Source organism: Spirillospora sp. CA-108201 (assembly GCF_050936235.1).
Classification (GTDB): Bacteria; Actinomycetota; Actinomycetes; order Streptosporangiales; family Streptosporangiaceae; genus Spirillospora.
On record NZ_JBNJNE010000001.1, the window covers coordinates 3,288,531 to 3,305,218 of the forward strand.

The 16,688-nt window shown below is 73.4% G+C and carries 14 protein-coding genes; 5 read left to right on the forward strand and 9 right to left on the reverse strand.

What is annotated here, in order from left to right:
* Positions 1–207 precede the first annotated feature (207 nt).
* The gene (locus ACQEU6_RS16030; RefSeq protein WP_499332740.1) at positions 208–1,479 is read left to right on the forward strand and encodes an ABC transporter ATP-binding protein; all 1,272 of its coding nucleotides are present in this window, start codon (positions 208–210) and stop codon (positions 1,477–1,479) included.
* On the opposite strand, the gene pdxR is transcribed toward ACQEU6_RS16030, so the two are convergent.
* A complete protein-coding gene (gene pdxR / locus ACQEU6_RS16035) occupies positions 1,480–2,907 on the reverse strand; it encodes a MocR-like pyridoxine biosynthesis transcription factor PdxR (RefSeq protein ID WP_499332741.1) in 1,428 nt (475 codons plus the stop codon). It lies immediately after the preceding gene.
* 82 nt (positions 2,908–2,989) lie between these two features.
* Here pdxR and ACQEU6_RS16040 point away from each other — a divergent pair, with 82 nt between their 5' ends.
* Both ACQEU6_RS16040 and ACQEU6_RS16045 read left to right on the forward strand, forming a co-directional pair.
* Positions 2,990–3,598, forward strand: coding sequence for a TIGR03086 family metal-binding protein (locus tag ACQEU6_RS16040; protein ID WP_499332742.1), 609 nt, complete (start codon positions 2,990–2,992; stop codon positions 3,596–3,598).
* Entirely contained in the window at positions 3,586–4,011 is a 426-nt protein-coding gene (locus ACQEU6_RS16045) for a hypothetical protein (RefSeq protein ID WP_499332744.1), read from the forward strand. The genes ACQEU6_RS16040 and ACQEU6_RS16045 overlap by 13 nt, the downstream gene beginning before the upstream one ends.
* Here the strand turns inward: ACQEU6_RS16045 and ACQEU6_RS16050 are convergent.
* A complete protein-coding gene (locus ACQEU6_RS16050) occupies positions 3,963–4,352 on the reverse strand; it encodes a MerR family transcriptional regulator (RefSeq protein WP_499332746.1) in 390 nt (129 codons plus the stop codon). The two genes, ACQEU6_RS16045 and ACQEU6_RS16050, sit on opposite strands and share 49 nt — an antisense overlap.
* Before the next feature lie 131 nt (positions 4,353–4,483).
* Between ACQEU6_RS16050 and ACQEU6_RS16055 the strand changes: the two genes are divergently transcribed.
* Positions 4,484–5,353: an LLM class F420-dependent oxidoreductase gene (locus tag ACQEU6_RS16055; RefSeq protein ID WP_499332747.1), complete on the forward strand. Its 870-nt coding sequence runs from the start codon at positions 4,484–4,486 to the stop codon at positions 5,351–5,353.
* A gap of 83 nt (positions 5,354–5,436) precedes the next feature.
* On the opposite strand, the gene sigJ is transcribed toward ACQEU6_RS16055, so the two are convergent.
* The 7 genes from sigJ to ppdK form a co-directional block, all read right to left on the reverse strand.
* A complete protein-coding gene (gene sigJ, locus ACQEU6_RS16060) occupies positions 5,437–6,297 on the reverse strand; it encodes an RNA polymerase sigma factor SigJ (protein WP_499332748.1) in 861 nt (286 codons plus the stop codon).
* Between the two features lie 48 nt (positions 6,298–6,345).
* Positions 6,346–6,798 carry a GtrA family protein gene (locus ACQEU6_RS16065; RefSeq protein ID WP_499340211.1) on the reverse strand — a complete coding sequence of 151 codons (453 nt, stop codon included), beginning with the start codon at positions 6,796–6,798 and terminating at the stop codon, positions 6,346–6,348.
* Between the two features lie 81 nt (positions 6,799–6,879).
* Positions 6,880–8,049 carry an MFS transporter gene (locus tag ACQEU6_RS16070; RefSeq protein ID WP_499332749.1) on the reverse strand — a complete coding sequence of 390 codons (1,170 nt, stop codon included), beginning with the start codon at positions 8,047–8,049 and terminating at the stop codon, positions 6,880–6,882.
* Positions 8,050–8,097: 48 nt separating this feature from the next.
* On the reverse strand, positions 8,098–9,324 hold the full coding sequence (locus ACQEU6_RS16075; RefSeq protein WP_499332751.1) for an NAD(P)/FAD-dependent oxidoreductase: 1,227 nt from the start codon (positions 9,322–9,324) through the stop codon (positions 8,098–8,100).
* Positions 9,325–9,442: 118 nt separating this feature from the next.
* On the reverse strand, positions 9,443–10,717 hold the full coding sequence (locus ACQEU6_RS16080; protein WP_499332752.1) for a deoxyguanosinetriphosphate triphosphohydrolase: 1,275 nt from the start codon (positions 10,715–10,717) through the stop codon (positions 9,443–9,445).
* 33 nt (positions 10,718–10,750) lie between these two features.
* On the reverse strand, positions 10,751–11,584 hold the full coding sequence (locus ACQEU6_RS16085; protein ID WP_499332754.1) for a YdcF family protein: 834 nt from the start codon (positions 11,582–11,584) through the stop codon (positions 10,751–10,753).
* Positions 11,585–11,709: 125 nt separating this feature from the next.
* Positions 11,710–14,409, reverse strand: coding sequence for a pyruvate, phosphate dikinase (gene ppdK, locus ACQEU6_RS16090; RefSeq protein ID WP_499332755.1), 2,700 nt, complete (start codon positions 14,407–14,409; stop codon positions 11,710–11,712).
* A 330-nt stretch (positions 14,410–14,739) separates the two neighbouring features.
* Between ppdK and ACQEU6_RS16095 the strand changes: the two genes are divergently transcribed.
* Positions 14,740–16,626 carry a glycoside hydrolase family 15 protein gene (locus ACQEU6_RS16095; RefSeq protein ID WP_499332757.1) on the forward strand — a complete coding sequence of 629 codons (1,887 nt, stop codon included), beginning with the start codon at positions 14,740–14,742 and terminating at the stop codon, positions 16,624–16,626.
* Positions 16,627–16,688: the final 62 nt, after the last annotated feature.

Below are 16,688 nucleotides of genomic sequence, written 5' to 3' on the forward strand. Positions count from 1 at the left end.
CCGATCTCCAGGGCGGCGGTGCGCCGGTCCCTCGGCACGGCGCCGAACAGGGCGAAGTCGGGAAGATCACGCGGTGTCGAAATATCCGATCCGGTGGCCGGACTCGGCCGGATTAACGGCGAGTAACCCTGGTTTTACTCTGGACAACCTGGACCGCACCGCGATGAGATGGCCCACCGTAGATTTGCCCACTCCCAGGCGGACCCGATGACGGATGTTGTGCTGGACGGCGTCGACAAGGTGTATCCCGGCGGCCAGGTGGCCGTCCGCGACGTCCGGCTGCGCATCAACGACGGGGAGCTGTTCGTCCTGCTCGGACCGTCCGGCTGCGGCAAGTCGACCATCCTGCGCATGATCGCCGGGCTGGAGGAGATCACCGGCGGGGACCTGTGGCTGAACGGCACCGTGGCCAACGACCTGCCGCCGCGCGACCGGAACGTCGCGATGGTGTTCCAGGAGGGCGCGCTCTACCCGCACCGCACGGTCAAGGGCAACATGATGTTCCCGCTGGAGGTGTCCGGCGACGACCGCGCCGAGGCGTCCGCGAAGGTCGTCGAGCTGGCGCGCGCGCTCGGCATCAACACGATGATCGACCGGCTGCCGCGCACGCTGTCGGGCGGCCAGCGGCAGCGGGCCGCGATCGGCCGGGCGCTGATCCGCGAGCCGTCGCTGTTCCTGATGGACGAGCCGCTGTCGAGCCTGGACGCGGGGCTGCGCACGGAGCTGCGCGTCGAGATCGCCGCGCTGGTCCGCTCCAGCCGCACCACGACCGTCTACGTCACGCACGACCAGGTCGAGGCCATGACGATGGCCGACCGGATGGCCGTGCTGCGCGACGGCGTCCTGGAGGACGTCGGCACCCCCGAGCAGATCTACGAGGACCCGGGGACCGTGTTCACGGCCGCGTTCCTCAGCTCCCCGCCGATCAACCTGCTGCAGGCCACCCTGTGGGCCGTCGAGGGCCAGGGGCTGATGCTCGACCTCGGGCCGCAGCGGCTCACCCTGCCCTGGGACGATCCGCGGGCGTCCGCGCTGATCAGCCACCAGGGCCGGCCCGTGATCGTCGGGATCCGCCCCGACACGATGATGCCGATCGCCCCGGGCGCGCCCGCCCCGTCCGGGACCGTCCTGTCCGGCCAGGTCCGCGCGCTGGAGTTCCACGGCCACGAATGGCTCGCCTACGCCGAGGCGGGCATCCCCACGGTGGACGCGAACGAGGTGGGGCGTCCCGAGCGGCCGCAGGCCCCCGCGGCGGAGCGGCCCGGGCTGCGCGACCGGATGCGCGCGCTGTTCGGGAGGCCGCCCGAGGAGGAGCCGGTCGAGGAGCACGCGGGCCACCACCGGCGGTCCGACCTCGTCTTCCGCATCGCGCCCGGCGGACGGCCCGACCGCGGCGACCGCGTCGCGCTGGCGGTCGACCTGGACCGGATCCTGTTCTTCGGCGCGGACGGCCGGCGCATCACGCCCGTCCACCGCTAGTCACGGGCGACCGCGCCCGCCGCGCAGGACCCCGGCGAGCCGGCGCATCCCCTCATCGATCTCGGGCGGCGTCACGGCGCCGTACCCGAAGACCAGGCCCGCGCCGGGCGGCCCGGTCACGGCGAACTCCGACAGCGCGAACAGCCCGACGCCCGCGCCGAGCGCCCGCGCGGCGACGGCGGCATCGTCGGAGCCGTCCCGGAACACCGCGCTCAGGTGCAGGCCCGCCTCGGACGGGACGAGGTCGAGCCGGTCCCCCGGCAGCCCGGCGACCCGCGCGGCGACGCGCTCGTGCCGCGCCCGGTACTCGCGGCGCGACCTGCGGATGTGCCGGGCGAGCAGGCCCTCGTCGATGAACCGGGCGAGGGCCGCCTGCGCGGGCAGCTCGGCGTGCCAGGACGAGACGTAGCGCGCCATCCGGAACGCGTGGTGCAGCGACGGCGGCGCCACCAGGAACCCCAGCCGCAGCACCGGCCGCATGATCTTGGAGAAGGTGCCCGTGTACAGGACGCGGCCGTCCTCGTCGAGGCTCTGCAGCGGTTCGACGGGCCGCCCGCCGTACCGGTACTCGGTGTCGTAGTCGTCCTCGACGATCACCACGTCCCGCCGCCGCGCCCACTCCAGCAGCGCCCTGCGGCGCGGCAGCGACATCGGCATGCCCAGCGGGAACTGGTGCGAGGGGGTGACGTAGACGGCCCGCGCGTCGCCGGGCAGCGCGTCCACCCGGAGCCCCTCGGCGTCGACCGGCACGCCGCGCACCCGCATGCCGGCCGCGGTGAGGAGCATCCGCACGGGCGGGTACCCGGGATCCTCCACGGCCACCACGTCGCCCGGTTCGAGGAGGACCCGGACGATCAGGTCGAGGGCCTGCTGGACGCCGGAGGTGACGACGACGTCGTCCCCGCTCGCCCGCACCGACCGCGAGACGCCCACGTGCCGGGCGACGGCCTCGCGCAGCGCGGGCAGCCCGGCCGGGTCGGCCGCCGAGGCGGAGCCGGCCGGCCCGGACGGCCGCAGCAGCCCCGACATGATCCGCCGCCACGCCTCGTACGGGAAGAGCCGCACGTCGGGCAGCCCGGCGCGGAAGTCCCACCGGATCCCGGGCATCGGCGGCGGCCAGGCGGACACCTCCTCCCACACGCGGCGCGGCCGCAGCGGCGAGGCCGCGGGCGCACCGCGCGCGGCGGACCCGGTCTCCCGCACGAACGTCCCCGCGCCCACCCGGCTCGTCAGGAAGCCCTCGGCCGCGAGCCGGTCGTAGGCGACACCGACGGTGTTGCGGGAGATCGCCAGGCGCCGCGCCAGCTCCCGCGTCGGCGGCAGCGCCTCGCCCGCGCGCAGCCGGCCGTCCAGGATCGCGGTGCGCAGCTGGCCGTAGATCTGCCCCGCGAGGTCGCGGCGTCCCACCAGGCTCACGTGGAGGTCCACGGGGCCGACCCTAGATCGGCTCAGTCATTCTGCGCAATTTTGGACCTGTACCTGGGCCTCTGAGAGTCCCTAGCGTGGCCGTATGGACGTGCTGAACGAACTGCTCACCACCGATTTCCGCCCACTCGACCGGAAGGCGGCCGATCTCTACCTGTCCGTCGTCGCGCAGGTGAAGCCGGACGCGCTCCGCCTGCCGACGCCGTGCCCCGACTGGACGCTGCACGGCCTGCTGCGCCACCAGGTGAGCCAGGACGAGGGCTTCGCGGCCGCCGCCCGGGGCGAGGGCGCGCGGCTGTCCGCCTGGCGCGGCGGCGACCTCGGCGACGACCCCGCGGCGGCGGCGCGGGTCTCGGCCGCCCTCGTGACGGAGGCCTTCGCCGCGGTGGCCCTGGACGCGAGGCTCGACCTTCCCGAGATCCGCGACGGCGGCGCCTTCCCCGCCGCGCTGGCGGTCGGCTTCCACTTCGTCGACCTGGTCGTGCACGCCTGGGACGTCGCCGCCTCGATCGGCGCCGCCTGGGAGCCCGCCGGCGAACTCGTGGAGGCGTCCCTCAAGGTCGCCGCGATCGTCCCCGCGGACGGCCGCGGCCCCGGCGACTCGTTCGCCCCGTCCGTCCCCTCCGCGGACGGCAGGGAGCCGCGGGACCGCCTACTCGCCCTTCTCGGCAGGGACCCCTCATGGCGCTGCTGAGGACGGCGTGGCGCGCCGGGCCGGTCCGGGCGACGGGCCCGGTCCTCGTCAGCGTCACCGACTTCACCTGCGCGCACGCCCTCGACCTGCCGAGGGCCTTCCAGGCGGGCATGGCGCTGCGCCGGTCGTGGCCGGAACTGGAGGGCGCCGTCGGCCTGTGGCTGTGGACCGACCTGCGCCGCCGCAGGTGCGGCTCGGTCTCGGTCTGGACCGGCGACGCCGCGCTGCGCGGCTTCGTCGCCTGGCCGCCGCACGTCGCCATCATGCGCAGGTTCCGGCGGCGCGGGACGATCCGCGCCGACACCTGGTGGGCGGACGCCTTCGAGCCGGCCGGGACGTGGGCGCGCGCGGAGCGCCTCCTCGCTCAGGCGGGGGCGGGGGCGGCCTCGCAGGTCATCGACGCCTCCCGGTAGAAGCCGATCTTCACCTTGATCTGCCGCTGCTGCGCGCGCAGCGTGGCGATCTGCTCCTCGACCCGGCGGTCGTGGTCCTGCAGCAGGTCGAGCCGCTCCTGGACGGTCCGGCCGCCGCCCCGGGCCAGCTCGGAGTAGCGCAGCATCTCGGCGATCGGCATCCCCGTGCCGCGCAGGCAGCGCAGCATCCCGAGCCACTGCAGGTCGCCGTCGGAGAACACGCGCCGTCCCGACGCGTTCCGCGCGATCCCGGACAGCAGCCCGATCTTCTCGTAGTAACGCAGCGTGTCGATGCTGAAACCGCTCTTCTCGGCGGTCTCGGCGGGAGAGTAGGAGCTCACGCCCCCCAGGATCGCACCTGGAGTGCGCTCCAGGTCAACGTCCGGACGGCACCCCCGCTTGACCTGGAGCGCGCTCCAGGTCGCAGAGTGGAAGGAGAGACGTACACCACGAAGCACGCGAAGGACATGCCATGCGCATTGGACTCCAGGTTCCGAGCTTCACCTTTCCCGGAGGGCCGGAGCAGATCGGCCCCGCCTTCGCCCGCGTCGCCCGCGAGGCCGACCAGGGCGGGCTGCACTCCCTGTGGGTGATGGACCACTTCTTCCAGATCGGCGTCGTGGGCCCGCCGGAGGAGCCCATGCTGGAGGGCTACTCGGCACTCGCGTACGCGGCGGCGCTGACGGAGCGGATCACGCTCGGCACGATGGTCACCGGGGTCACCTACCGGCACCCCGGCGTCCTGGTCAAGACGGTGACCACGCTGGACGTCCTGTCGGGCGGGCGCGCCTGGCTCGGCATCGGCGCGGCCTGGAACGACGAGGAGTCGCGCGGTCTCGGCATCCGGTTCCCGCCGACCGCGGAACGGTTCGAGCGGCTGGAGGAGACGCTCCGGATCGCCCGCCGGATGTGGGCGGGCGACGAGTCGCCGTTCGAGGGCGAGCACTACTCCCTGGAGCGCCCGCTCAACTCGCCGCCCGCGCTGCGCCGCCCCCACCCGCCGATCCTCGTCGGCGGGGGCGGGGAGAAGAAGACGCTGCGGTTCGTGGCGAAGTACGCCGACGCGTGCAACCTCTTCGACGGCGACGAGCTGCCCCGCAAGCTGGAGGTCCTGCGGGAGCACTGCGAGCGCGAGGGCCGCGACCACAGCGAGATCGAGAAGACGTCGCTGACCTTCTTCACCGACACGCCCTCGGTCGGCGCCGCCGTCGACACCGTCGGGCGGCTCGCGGAGCGGGGGATCGACCAGGTGATCTTCTCGCAGGGCACCGGCCAGGACCTCGCCGGCATCCTCACCGAGGCCCTGGCCCAGACCGAGAAGATCGTCCCGGCGGGCCGGTGAGCCCGCTCCCGCGCGCCGCCCCGCGGCGCGCGGGACGCCCGTCCGGGCAGGCGGCGCACGCGCCGCGCGAGCGGCGGACGGCGTCAGACCTCGCGCAGGGACGTGAGCTTCTCGGGGTTGAGGACCCGGCGGACGGCGGTGACGCGGCCGTCCTCGACCTCCACGGTGTCGACGCCGACCGCCCGGCCCTCCCGCCGCACCAGCAGCTCGCGGCGGCCGTTGACCTCGGCGAACTCCAGCCGCAGCGTGTTGCGGGCGCCGACGCGCAGCAGCACGGTGGCGACCCGCCGCGCCCCGGCGACGACCTTGCGGGCGGCGAGGAGGCGCCCGCCGCCGTCGGTGGTGTAGGTCGCGTCCGGGTCCAGCAGCGCCAGCAGGGCGGCCTCGTCGCCGCGCTCGTAGGCGGACCGGAAGGCCTCCAGCACCCGGTCGCGCTCGCCCGGCGGGGCCTGGCGGGACGGCAGCGCCGCGGCGGTCTTGCGGCGGGCGCGGGACGCGAGCTGCCGGCACGCGGCCGCCGATCTGCCGAGCACGCCGGCGATCTGCTCGTAGGGCACCCCGAAACCCTGGTGCAGGACGAACGCGACGCGCTCCGGCGGCGACAGCTCCTCCATCACCACCAGCATCGCGGTCCCGGCCGTCTCGTCCACGAGCACCGGCTCGGCGGCGTCCGGCCCGGTCAGCAGCGGCTCGGGCAGCCACGGCCCGACGTACTCCACGCGCCGCGCGCGGGCGGAGCCCAGCACGTCGTAGGCGCGGCGCGCGGCCACCGTGACCAGCCAGGCGCGCAGGTCGCGGACGTCGTCGAGCGGCTCCCGCGCGGAGGCGCGCAGCCACACGTCCTGGGTGATGTCCTCGGCGTCCGCGACGCTCCCGGTGATCCGGTACGCGGCGCCGAACACCGCGGGCCGGTGCTCGGCCCATTCATCGTCGAGTCGGCTCACGCCCGCTCCGTGCCTCGGCTCTGCTCCCACGTGGGGACGGCCCCCGGCTCATGCCGCCGCGGGGGTGAACACCCACTTCTTGTACGACCAGTAGCGGAACGCCGACCCGAGGCCGACGCCCGCGAGGAGGCCCAGGTTGTAGGCGATCCCGCCGTGCAGGCCGAGGGTGTAGTAGGTGAAGCCGGTACAGAGCACCTGGATCAGCAGCCCGACGCCGTTCAGCGCGAAGAAGATCGCGACCTCCCGGCCGGAGCCGTCGCTGTCGCGGTGCCGGAACGTCCAGAACCGGTTGAGCAGGTAGGAGCTCAGCGTGGACGCCACGGTCGGCACGACGACGCTCGTGACCGGGCTGCCGCCGAGCCACGCGCGCATCAGGTTGGCGCCGAAGATCATGATCAGCGTGCCGAGGCACCCCACGAAACCGAAACTGAGCAGTTCGCCAAGGAATGTCCGCAGCGCCGGAGTGGACGCGACCGTTTCGGCCGGTCCCGACCGCTGCATGGTGCTCACTCGCCCAGACCTTACCTGAGTAGGACATATACAAAGGTCGTAACCCCACCAAAAGATCAACGGGCGCGGCCGTCACCGCTCGGCCGTCACCGCCGCCGGGGCGAGCAGGACGATCAGTCCGACCAGGGCGACCGGGACGGCCAGCGCCCACGTCAGGCCCACGCCCTGCGCGACGAACCCGATGACGGGCGGCCCGCCGAGCAGGCCGAGGTATCCGACGCCGGTCACCCGGGAGATCCCGGTCGCCGGCGGCACGCGGGGCAGGTTCCCCGCCGCGCTGAAGGTGACGGGCGCCACGACCGCGACGCCGAGGCCGAACAGCGTGAATCCGGCCACCGCCGCGGTCGGGTCCCCCACCGCGAGCCCGAGGCCGAGCCCGAGGGCGGCGACCAGCGAGCCGCCCCTCAGCACGGGGACGGGCCCGAAGCGCGCGACGACCTGGTCGCCGGTGAGCCGCCCCACGGTCATCGCCACCGCGCACCCGGCGTAGCCGAGCCCGGCCACGCCGGGTCCGGTGCCGAGGTTCTCCCGCAGGTAGATCGCGCTCCAGTCGGCCATGGCGCCCTCCCCCACGAACGAGCACAGGCCGATGACGCCGAGCATGACCAGCGGCCAGCGCGGGGAGCGCGCGGGGGCCGGGCCGTCCTGGTCCGGCTCGGGGAACTCGTCGGCGGAACGGTCCAGCAGGCCGCGGCAGCCGAAGGCGAGCAGGGCGACCAGCACCGCCGCGGCGACCGCCAGATGCAGCGGGACGGGGACGCCCGCGTGCGCGGCCGCCGAGCCGGCCAGCGCCGCCAGCAGCGTCCCGATGCTGTAGGAGCCGTGCAGCCCGGACATCAGCGGGCGCCCGTAGCCCCGCTCCACGGCGACGCCCTGCGCGTTCATCCCCACGTCCATCAGGCCGAGCGAGGCGCCCATCAGCAGCAGCGAGAGGATCAGCCCGCCGAGATTCCAGGCCAGGCCGAGCGGGACCAGCGCCAGCGCGCCGGCGGCCCCCGCGGCGACCGTCGTCGCGCGGCTGCCCCACCGGCCGACGATCCGCCCCGCGAACCGGACGGCCGCGACGACGCCCACGGGCGCGCCGAGCAGCGCCACGCCCATCGCGCCCTCGCTCAGCCCGAGATGCTCCTTGATCTGCGGTATGCGGGCGACCCAGGCGGCGCCGAGCAGGCCGTGCGCGGCGAACGCCAGCGTCACCGCGGCGCGCGCCCGGGACAGCGTCGTGATCTTCTCGGTAACCACCCGGCCGACTGTACGTGGCCCACGCGGCGGGGCAAGGCCCCCGGCGTCTCACGCCAGGTCCGCGAGCGGCACCCCCGGGTCGGCGAGACGGGCGGCGTCCACCGGGCGCCCCGAGCGGATCAGCGCCTGGACGTCCCCGGTGACGTCCCAGACGTTGGCGTTCATGCCCGCGACGACCCGTCCGCCCGACAGCCAGAACGCGATGAACTCCCGTCCCGGGACGTCCCCGCGGTACACGACCTCGTCGTACTCCCCCGGCGCCGCGACGCCCGACATCTCCATGCCGAGGTCGTACTGGTCGCTGAAGAAGTAGGGGACCTGGTCGTACACGACCTCCTGGCCCAGCATCGCGCGGGCCGCGGCGGGCCCCCCGTTCAGCGCGTTCGCCCAGTGCTCCACGCGGACCCTGCGGCCGAGCAGCGGATTGTAGGCGTTGGCGACGTCCCCGGCCGCGTAGATGTCGGGGTCGGACGTGCGCAGCGACTGGTCGACGAGGATCCCGTCGGACACCTCCAGCCCGGCCTCCTCGGCGAGCCCGCTGTTGGGCCGCACCCCGATGCCGACGACCACGACGTCCGCGGGCACCTCGGCGCCGCCGGAGGTCACGACCGCCGACACCTGCCCGGCGCCCCAGAACCCGGCCACGCCCTCGTCCATCCGCAGGACGACGCCGTTCTCGCGGTGCAGGTCGGCGAACATCCCGCCGAGCTCGGGTCCCATCGCGGCGTGCAGGGGCACCGGCTCCGGCTCGATGACCGTCACCTCGTTGCCGTGCTCGCGGGCGGCGGCCGCGGCCTCCAGCCCGATCCACCCCGCCCCGGCCACCACGACCCGGCGTCCGCCGGGCGCCAGCGCCTGCTTCAGCGCGGCCGAGTCGGCCATCGTCCGCAGGTAGTGGATGCCCTGGAGCTTGGAGCCCGGGACGTCCAGACGGCGCGGGGAGGCGCCCGTCGCCAGCAGCAGCTTGTCGTAGGAGACCGGCTCCTTGGTGGACAGCCGGACCTGGTGCGCGCCCCGGTCGATGGACGCGACGGACGTGCCGACCCGCAGTTCCACGTCGTGCTTGTCGTACCAGTCCGCCTCGTGGACGTGGGCCTTCTCCCTGGGTTCCTTGTCCTGCAGGAACCCCTTGGACAGAGGAGGCCGCTCGTACGGCCGCTCGATCTCCTCGCCGACCAGCAGCACCCTGCCCGCGAAACCCTCCTCGCGGAGCGTCTCGGCCGCCTTGGCCCCGGCCAGGCTGGCGCCGGCGATGACGAACGTCTCCTCGGGCATCGTGACCTCCTGTAGTGGACCTGTAGCTATCCCTACAGCGGCCTCTGCCACGAGACAAGGGTCGGTCGTCTGGCGCGTCGGGAGGCGCCCCTCCCGCGCGCCGGCCCGCGCCGGCCGGTCAGTGCCCGCGTCCGCCCAGCATGCGGTGGCGGGCCATCGCCGACAGGTCGGTCAGGGAGGCGATCTGGTCGATCACGGCGCGCAGCCGGGCCGCGTCGTCGGAGGCGTCCGTGAACGCGTCGCGGAAGCCCGGGTCGAGCGTGTCCGGCGCGCCCGCGAGCATCATCTCCGCCAGTTCGGTGATCAGCGTCCGCTGGCGGGCCCTGACCTCCTCGTGGCTGATCCACACGTAGTGCGCCGTGATGCCCTTGAGCAGCGCGTTCTCCAGCCGCTGCGCCCGCGGGACGATCAGCTCCGCCGCGTAGCGGGTGAGCGGGCGGTCGCCGTAGGCCTCCCGGGTGGCGGCCTCGGCGGCCAGGCAGAACCGCCCGATCAGCGTGCTGGTCAGGTTCTTGAGGGCGGCGAGGCTGCGCGGGGTGCCGTCGTAGCGGTCGGGCCAGTAGGGCTCGGCGAGCAGCGCGGCGAAGCGCTCCTCCAGTTCGGCCTGGCCGGCGTCGGGGCAGTACAGCTTGGCCGCCGTGACGGCGACGAGGCGCCGCTCGGCGGGGTCGGCGAGACGGGCGAAGTCGACGTGCCCGGCGACCAGCGCGTCCTCCAGGTCGTGGACGGAGTAGGCGACGTCGTCGCTCCAGTCCATGACCTGGGCCTCGAAGCAGGTGCGGCCCGGCTCGGCGCCGTCGCGCACCCAGCGCGCCACGTCCGCGTCGTCGTCGTAGACGCCGAACTTGCCGTTCACCGCCTCGGCCTGCGACCACGGGTACTTCATGGCCGCGTCCAGCGCGGCGCGGGTCAGGTTGAGGCCGACGCTGCGTCCGTACAGGGGCGGGCCGTCCGCGGCGAACGACTTGGGCTCCAGCCGGGTCAGGACGCGCAGGCTCTGCGCGTTGCCCTCGAACCCGCCGCAGTCGCGCGCGACGATGTCGAGCGCGTACTCGCCGTTGTGGCCGAACGGCGGATGCCCGATGTCGTGCGACAGGCAGGCCGTCTCCACCAGGTCGGGGTCGCAGCCGAGCGACTTGCCGAGCTCGCGGCCGACCTGGGCGCACTCCAGCGAGTGGGTGAGACGGGTGCGCAGGCTCTGCACGGTGTCGGCCACGGCGTCGGCGCCGGGCGAGGCCACCTGCGTCTTCGCGGCGAGCCGGCGGAGCGCGGCGCTGTGCAGGACCCGGGCCCGGTCGCGTTCGAACGCCGTGCGGTCGCGCCGCTTGGGGGGCTCGGGCGCCCAGCGTTCCTTGTCGCGGCCGTCGTAGCCCGTGGTCGTGTTGATCGTCATGTCCCTACCCAGGGTAGAGGGCCGCGGGGGTCCTCAGCGGCCCGGCGAGGGCGCGGCCGGGGGCGGAGACGACGAGGACGGGGGCTGGGACGCCGCGGGCGACTCGGACGGGTCGATGTGGATCCGCTTGATGGTCTCGTCCGGCACCTGGACGCTCTTGCCCAGCAGCACGTACGACAGGTACCCGCCGGTCTCGCGGACGATGTAGTGGAACTGGGTGTCGCGGGTCTGCACGCTCGGGCCGCTGCGGGTCGGCGACGCCGCGGCCTTGATGCCGCTGTCCTCGGCCATCTTCTTGGAGCGCAGCCCGTGCCACGGGTCGGTGACGATCACGCCCGACGCCCAGTGGTGCCGGTCGAACTCCTTGCCGACGGCCTTCATGCTCTCCAGCGTGTCGCGCCCGACGGGCACCTCGAAGACCCGGGAGGCGGGCACGCCGCCCTTGGTGATCAGCCAGTTCCGGCCCGCCCCGGCCTCGGTGTAGTTGTCGCCGAGCGCCTTGCCGCCCACCGTCACGATGGCCGGCGCGACGCCGCCGCGGTACAGCTCCAGGGCGTGCTGGAGCCGCCACTTGAGCGTCGGGGACGGCACCCCGTTGTACTGCGCGGCGCCCAGCACGATGATCGCGTCGGAGCGGGGCCGCTCGTCCTGGCGGGCCTGGTGCCAGATCCGCGTCCCGACGGCCAGCGGCGTCAGCACCGCGATCGCCAGCACCCCGAGGACGGTCCAGGCCGGGATCGCGAACCAGGGCGACCGGCGCCACCGGCCCCGCCCACGGCGGCGCCGCGGCCCGTCCGCCCGGTCGCCCGGCTCGTCCGTCTCTTCGTCTTCCGGCGTGAACTCCGGCAACTGCGCTTCCAACGTCATCGCATCGGACACGTTAGTGAGATGTTCCGGCATGTGCGCCAGGTTCGCCAGGACGGCGTGTCATCCGCCCCACATCGGAGCCGGCGGCCGGACCGGGCGCGGTGGCCCGGCCGCCGGGCGGGACGTCAGCGGCTGTCGCTGCCCCCGGAGGCGTCCGCGGCCTCGATGGCCGCGCGGCCCGCCTCCAGCCGGGCCACGGGGATGCGGAACGGCGAGCAGGACACGTAGTCGAGGCCCACCTCGTGGCAGAAGTGCACCGAGTCGGGGTCGCCGCCGTGCTCGCCGCAGATGCCGAGCTTGAGGCCGGGGCGCGCCCGGCGGCCCTCCTCGGCGGCGATGCGCACGAGCCTGCCGACGCCCTCCCGGTCGAGGGTCTCGAACGGCGACACCCCGAAGATCCCGAGATCCAGGTAGCGGGAGAAGAACGCCGCCTCGACGTCGTCGCGGGAGAAGCCCCACGTCGTCTGGGTGAGGTCGTTGGTGCCGAAGGAGAAGAACTCGGCGGCCTCGGCGATCTGCCCGGCGGTCAGCGCCGCGCGGGGCAGCTCGATCATCGTGCCGATCAGCGCCGGCACGTCGACCCCGGACGACTCCCTGACCGCGGCGAGGATGCCGCGCGCCTCGTCCCGGACGGCCTCCAGCTCCTGGACCGCGCCGACCAGCGGGATCATGATCTCCGGGCGCGGGTCGCCGCCGGCCCGCCTGCACGCCGCCGCGGCCTCGGCGATCGCGCGCACCTGCATGGCGAACAGACCGGGAATCACCAAACCGAGCCGCACGCCGCGCAGGCCCAGCATAGGGTTCTGCTCGTGCAGTCGGTTGACTGCTTCGAGCAGTCTCCGGTCCTTGGCGTCCGCTTCGTCGCCCGCGAGCGCGACCCTGACCGACAGCTCGGTGATGTCGGGGAGGAATTCGTGCAGCGGCGGGTCGATGAGGCGGATGGTGACGGGCAGTCCGTCCATCGCCTCGAAGATGCCCTCGAAGTCGCTCTTCTGCAGCGGCTCCAGGGCGTCCAGCGCGGCCTGCCGCTCGTCGTCGTCCTCGGCGAGGATCAGCTCCTCGACGAGCCGCCGCCGGTCCCCGAGGAACATGTGCTCGGTCCGGCACAGCCCGATGCCGGCTGCGCCGAACCGGCGGGCCCGGGCGGAGTCCTCCGGGTTGTCGGAGTTCGCGCGGACCTTCAGCGCCGCCCGCGCGTCGGCGTGCTCCATGACGCGGTGCACGGCCTTGACCAGGTCGTCGCCGTCCCCGGCCGGGAACTGGCCCTCGAAGTAGCGGACGACGGGCGAGTCCTCGACGGGCACCTCGCCGAGGAAGACCTCGCCGGACGACCCGTCGATCGAGATGACGTCGCCCTCCCTGACCGTGACGCCGCCGGGCGCGGTGAAGCGGCCCTCCCTGACGTCGACGTCGAGCTCCTCGGCGCCGCAGACGCACGTCTTGCCCATGCCGCGGGCGACGACCGCGGCGTGCGAGGTCTTGCCGCCCCGGGAGGTCAGCACGCCGTTGGCCGCGACCATGCCGGCGAGGTCGTCGGGGTTGGTCTCGCGGCGGACGAGGATCACCTCCTCCCCCCGTCCGGCCAGCTCCGCGGCCCGCTCGGAGGTGAACACCGCCTTGCCGACGGCCGCGCCCGGCGAGGCGTTCATACCCTTGGTGATCTTCTTGACGCCGTCCACCCGGTCGGCGAAGCGGGGGAACATGAGCTGGGCGAGCTGGTCGCCGGTGACGCGGCGGGCGGCCTCGTCCAGGTCGATGAGCCCCTGGTCGAGCAGCTGGCAGGCGATCCGGAACGCCGCGCCGGCGGTCCGCTTGCCGACCCGGGTCTGCAGCATCCACAACTTCCCGCGCTCGATCGTGAACTCGATGTCGCACATGTCGCGGTAGTGGTTCTCCAGGGTCTCCATGATCTCGAGAAGCCGGTCGTAGGACGCCTTGTCGATACGCTCCAGCTCCGTCAGCGGGACGGTGTTGCGGATGCCGGCGACGACGTCCTCGCCCTGGGCGTTCTGCAGGTAGTCGCCGTAGACGCCCTGCTGCCCGGACGCGGGGTCGCGGGTGAAGGCCACGCCGGTCCCGGAGTCCAGGCCCATGTTGCCGAAGACCATCGAGCAGATGTTGACCGCGGTGCCGAGGTCGACGGGGATGCGCTCCTGCCGCCGGTAGAGGACGGCGCGGGGCGCGTTCCAGGAGTCGAACACCGCCTCGACGGCCAGGTCCATCTGCTCGCGCGGGTCGGTCGGGAAGTCGCGGCCCGCCTGCTCCCCTACGATGGCCTTGAACCGGTCGACGAGCTCCCTGAGGTCTCCGGCGGTCAGGTCGCCGTCGTCGTCGCTGCCCCGGGCCCGCTTGACGTCCTCGACGGCGTCCTCGAACAGGTCGCCGTCGATGTCCATGACGGTCTTGCCGAACATCTGGATCAGACGGCGGTAGGAGTCCCACGCGAACCGCTCGTCGCCCGCCTGCGCGGCGAGGCCGTGCACGGACTCGTCGTTCAGCCCGACGTTGAGGACGGTCTCCATCATGCCCGGCATGCTGAACTTGGCGCCGGACCGCACGCTCACGAGGAGAGGGTCGTCGCTCTGGCCGAGCTTCTTGCCCATCGCGGACTCCAGGGCGGCCAGGTGCCGGTTCACCTCGTCCCCCAGGCCGTCGGGAAGGCTCCCGTGCTCCAGGTAGTGCCGGCAGGCCTCCGCGGTGATCGTGAACCCCGGAGGCACGGGCAGCCCGAGATTGGTCATCTCGGCCAGGTTGGCGCCCTTGCCCCCCAGGAGATCCTTGAGGTCCTTGTTTCCCTCAGTGAAGTCGTACACGAACTTCCGCACGGGGAGCTCCTTCTCGCTCCGGTTCCACCCAGTGGCAGGTCCAGGCCCGCCTCCGCGGGGCGCGCCGCACCGCGTCACCCCAGGCGGCGGCGGGTCCGCTGCCCTGTTTGCCGGGACTGTACCCGCGAACCCGGGACTTGCTCGGCGCCCGGTGCGCCGAGGGGAGTTTTCCCAGCTCAGAGTGCGGATAGTGGTCTATTCCAATAGGGAGACCAGGGACACACCGCTGACAACCGCCCTCCCCGGGGACCCCCGTCCCGGGGAGGCGGTCCGTACCCAAGACATGCCCATCGCGCGGGAGAGGGAATGATGAATCAAGGAGGTGACGTTGTGAGGCCGAAGGTCGCAGGCGGCCGGGCGGGAGATCCGTTCGCCCCCATAGCCGATTTCGGGTTCCTGTCCGACTGCGAGACGACCGCCCTGGTCGCGCCCAGCGGAAACATCGAGTGGATGTGCCTGCCCCGGATGGACTCGCCGAGCGTGTTCGGCTCCATCCTGGACCGCGACGCCGGATACTTCCGGGTCGGCCCGGCGGGCGTGGAGGTGCCCGCCGCGCAGCGCTACATCCCTGGGACCATGGTGATGGAGACCACCTGGTGGGTGCACGGCGGCTGGCTCGTGGTGACGGACGCGCTGCTCATGGGCCCCTGGCACCACGAGACGGAACGGTCCCACACGCACCGCAGGGCGCCCACCGACTACGACGCCGACCACGTCCTGCTGCGGATGGTGCGGTGCGTGAACGGGCAGGTGCAGGTCCGGCTCGACTGCATGCCGGTGTTCGACTACGGGCAGACGCCGGCGCGCTGGGAGCACACCGGCTCCGGCTACCACGAGGCCGTCGCGCGCGGCAACGGCGTCGGCCTGCGGCTCACCACCGACATGAACGTCGGGTTCGAGGGGTCGCTCGCCACGTCCCGGACGCTGCTGAAGCAGGGCGAGTCCCGGTTCGTGGCGCTGTCCTGGAGCGAGCACGCGGCGCCCTCCTCGTGGGAGGAGGCGCAGGACCGGCTCGTCTGGACCGTCCACCACTGGCAGCACTGGCTCGACCGGGGCCGCTTCCCCGACCACCCGTGGCGCAGCCATCTGCAGCGCAGCGCGCTCACCCTGAAGGGCCTGACGTTCGCCCCGTCCGGCGCGGTCGCGGCCGCCGCGACGACGTCGCTGCCGGAGACGCCGGGCGGCGACCGGAACTGGGACTACCGCTACACCTGGATCCGCGACTCCACGATGGCCCTCTGGGCGTTCTACACGCTCGGCTACGACTGGGAGGCCAACGACTTCTTCTACTTCATCACCGACGTCGCCGAGGCCGCCGAGGGCAAGCTGCAGATCATGTACGGGCTGGACGGGCGCGAGGAGCTGCCCGAGTCCACGCTCGACCACCTCACCGGCTACGACAACGCCCGCCCGGTGCGCATCGGCAACGAGGCGTACATGCAGGCGCAGCACGACGTGTGGGGCGCGATCATCGGCTCCATCTACCTGTTCGTGCGCAAGCGGGACCGGCTCGACGACCGGCTGTGGAAGATCGTCGTCAAGCAGGTCGAGGACGCCCTCGCCAACTGGCGGACGCCCGACTGCGGCATGTGGGAGGTGCGCGGCGAGCCGCAGCACTTCACCTCCTCCAAGGTGTTCTGCTGGGTGGCGGCCGACCGCGGGGCGCGGCTCGCCCGCATCCGCGGCGACCAGGAGCGGGCGCTCCGCTGGCAGGCCGCGGCCGACGAGATCCACGCCGACGTGCTCGCCAACGCGCTGGACGAGCGCGGCGTCTTCACGGCCCACTACGGCGCGACGGCCCTGGACGCCTCGGCCCTGCTGATCCCGCTGCTCGGCTTCCTGCCCGCCGACGACAAGCGCGTGCGGGAGACCGTCCTCGCCATCGCCGACGAGCTGTCGGAGGACGACCTCGTCCTGCGCTACCTCGCGGCGGAGACCGACGACGGGTTCGAGTCGGACGAGGGCACCTTCACGATCTGCTCCTTCTGGCTGGTCAGCACCCTGGTGATGATCGGCGAGCTGGAGCGGGCCCGCGCGCTGTGCGAGAAGCTGCTGTCCTACGCGAGCCCGCTGCAGCTGTACGCCGAGGAGATCGACCCGCACACCGGCCGCCACCTCGGCAACTTCCCGCAGGCGTTCACCCACCTGGCGCTGATCAACGCCGTCATGCAGGTGATCAGAGCGGAGAACCCCCAGGACCAGCCCCCTCTGGCCTGACCCTCCGGACCGGTCGTTCGTGCCGGCGGAGTGACGTCCCGCAGGCCGCCGCCGCCCCGGTG

What these genes read in the sequence shown, in the direction of transcription:
- ACQEU6_RS16030 (WP_499332740.1), top strand. Translation starts at nt 208, where the DNA reads ATGACGGATGTTGTGCTGGACGGCGTCGACAAGGTGTATCCCGGCGGC.
- ACQEU6_RS16040 (WP_499332742.1), top strand. Translation starts at nt 2,990, where the DNA reads ATGGACGTGCTGAACGAACTGCTCACCACCGATTTCCGCCCACTCGAC.
- ACQEU6_RS16045 (WP_499332744.1), top strand. Translation starts at nt 3,586, where the DNA reads ATGGCGCTGCTGAGGACGGCGTGGCGCGCCGGGCCGGTCCGGGCGACG.
- ACQEU6_RS16055 (WP_499332747.1), top strand. Translation starts at nt 4,484, where the DNA reads ATGCGCATTGGACTCCAGGTTCCGAGCTTCACCTTTCCCGGAGGGCCG.
- ACQEU6_RS16065 (WP_499340211.1), bottom strand. Translation starts at nt 6,798, where the DNA reads ATGCAGCGGTCGGGACCGGCCGAAACGGTCGCGTCCACTCCGGCGCTG.
- ACQEU6_RS16075 (WP_499332751.1), bottom strand. Translation starts at nt 9,324, where the DNA reads ATGCCCGAGGAGACGTTCGTCATCGCCGGCGCCAGCCTGGCCGGGGCC.
- ACQEU6_RS16080 (WP_499332752.1), bottom strand. Translation starts at nt 10,717, where the DNA reads ATGACGATCAACACGACCACGGGCTACGACGGCCGCGACAAGGAACGC.
- ACQEU6_RS16085 (WP_499332754.1), bottom strand. Translation starts at nt 11,584, where the DNA reads ATGACGTTGGAAGCGCAGTTGCCGGAGTTCACGCCGGAAGACGAAGAG.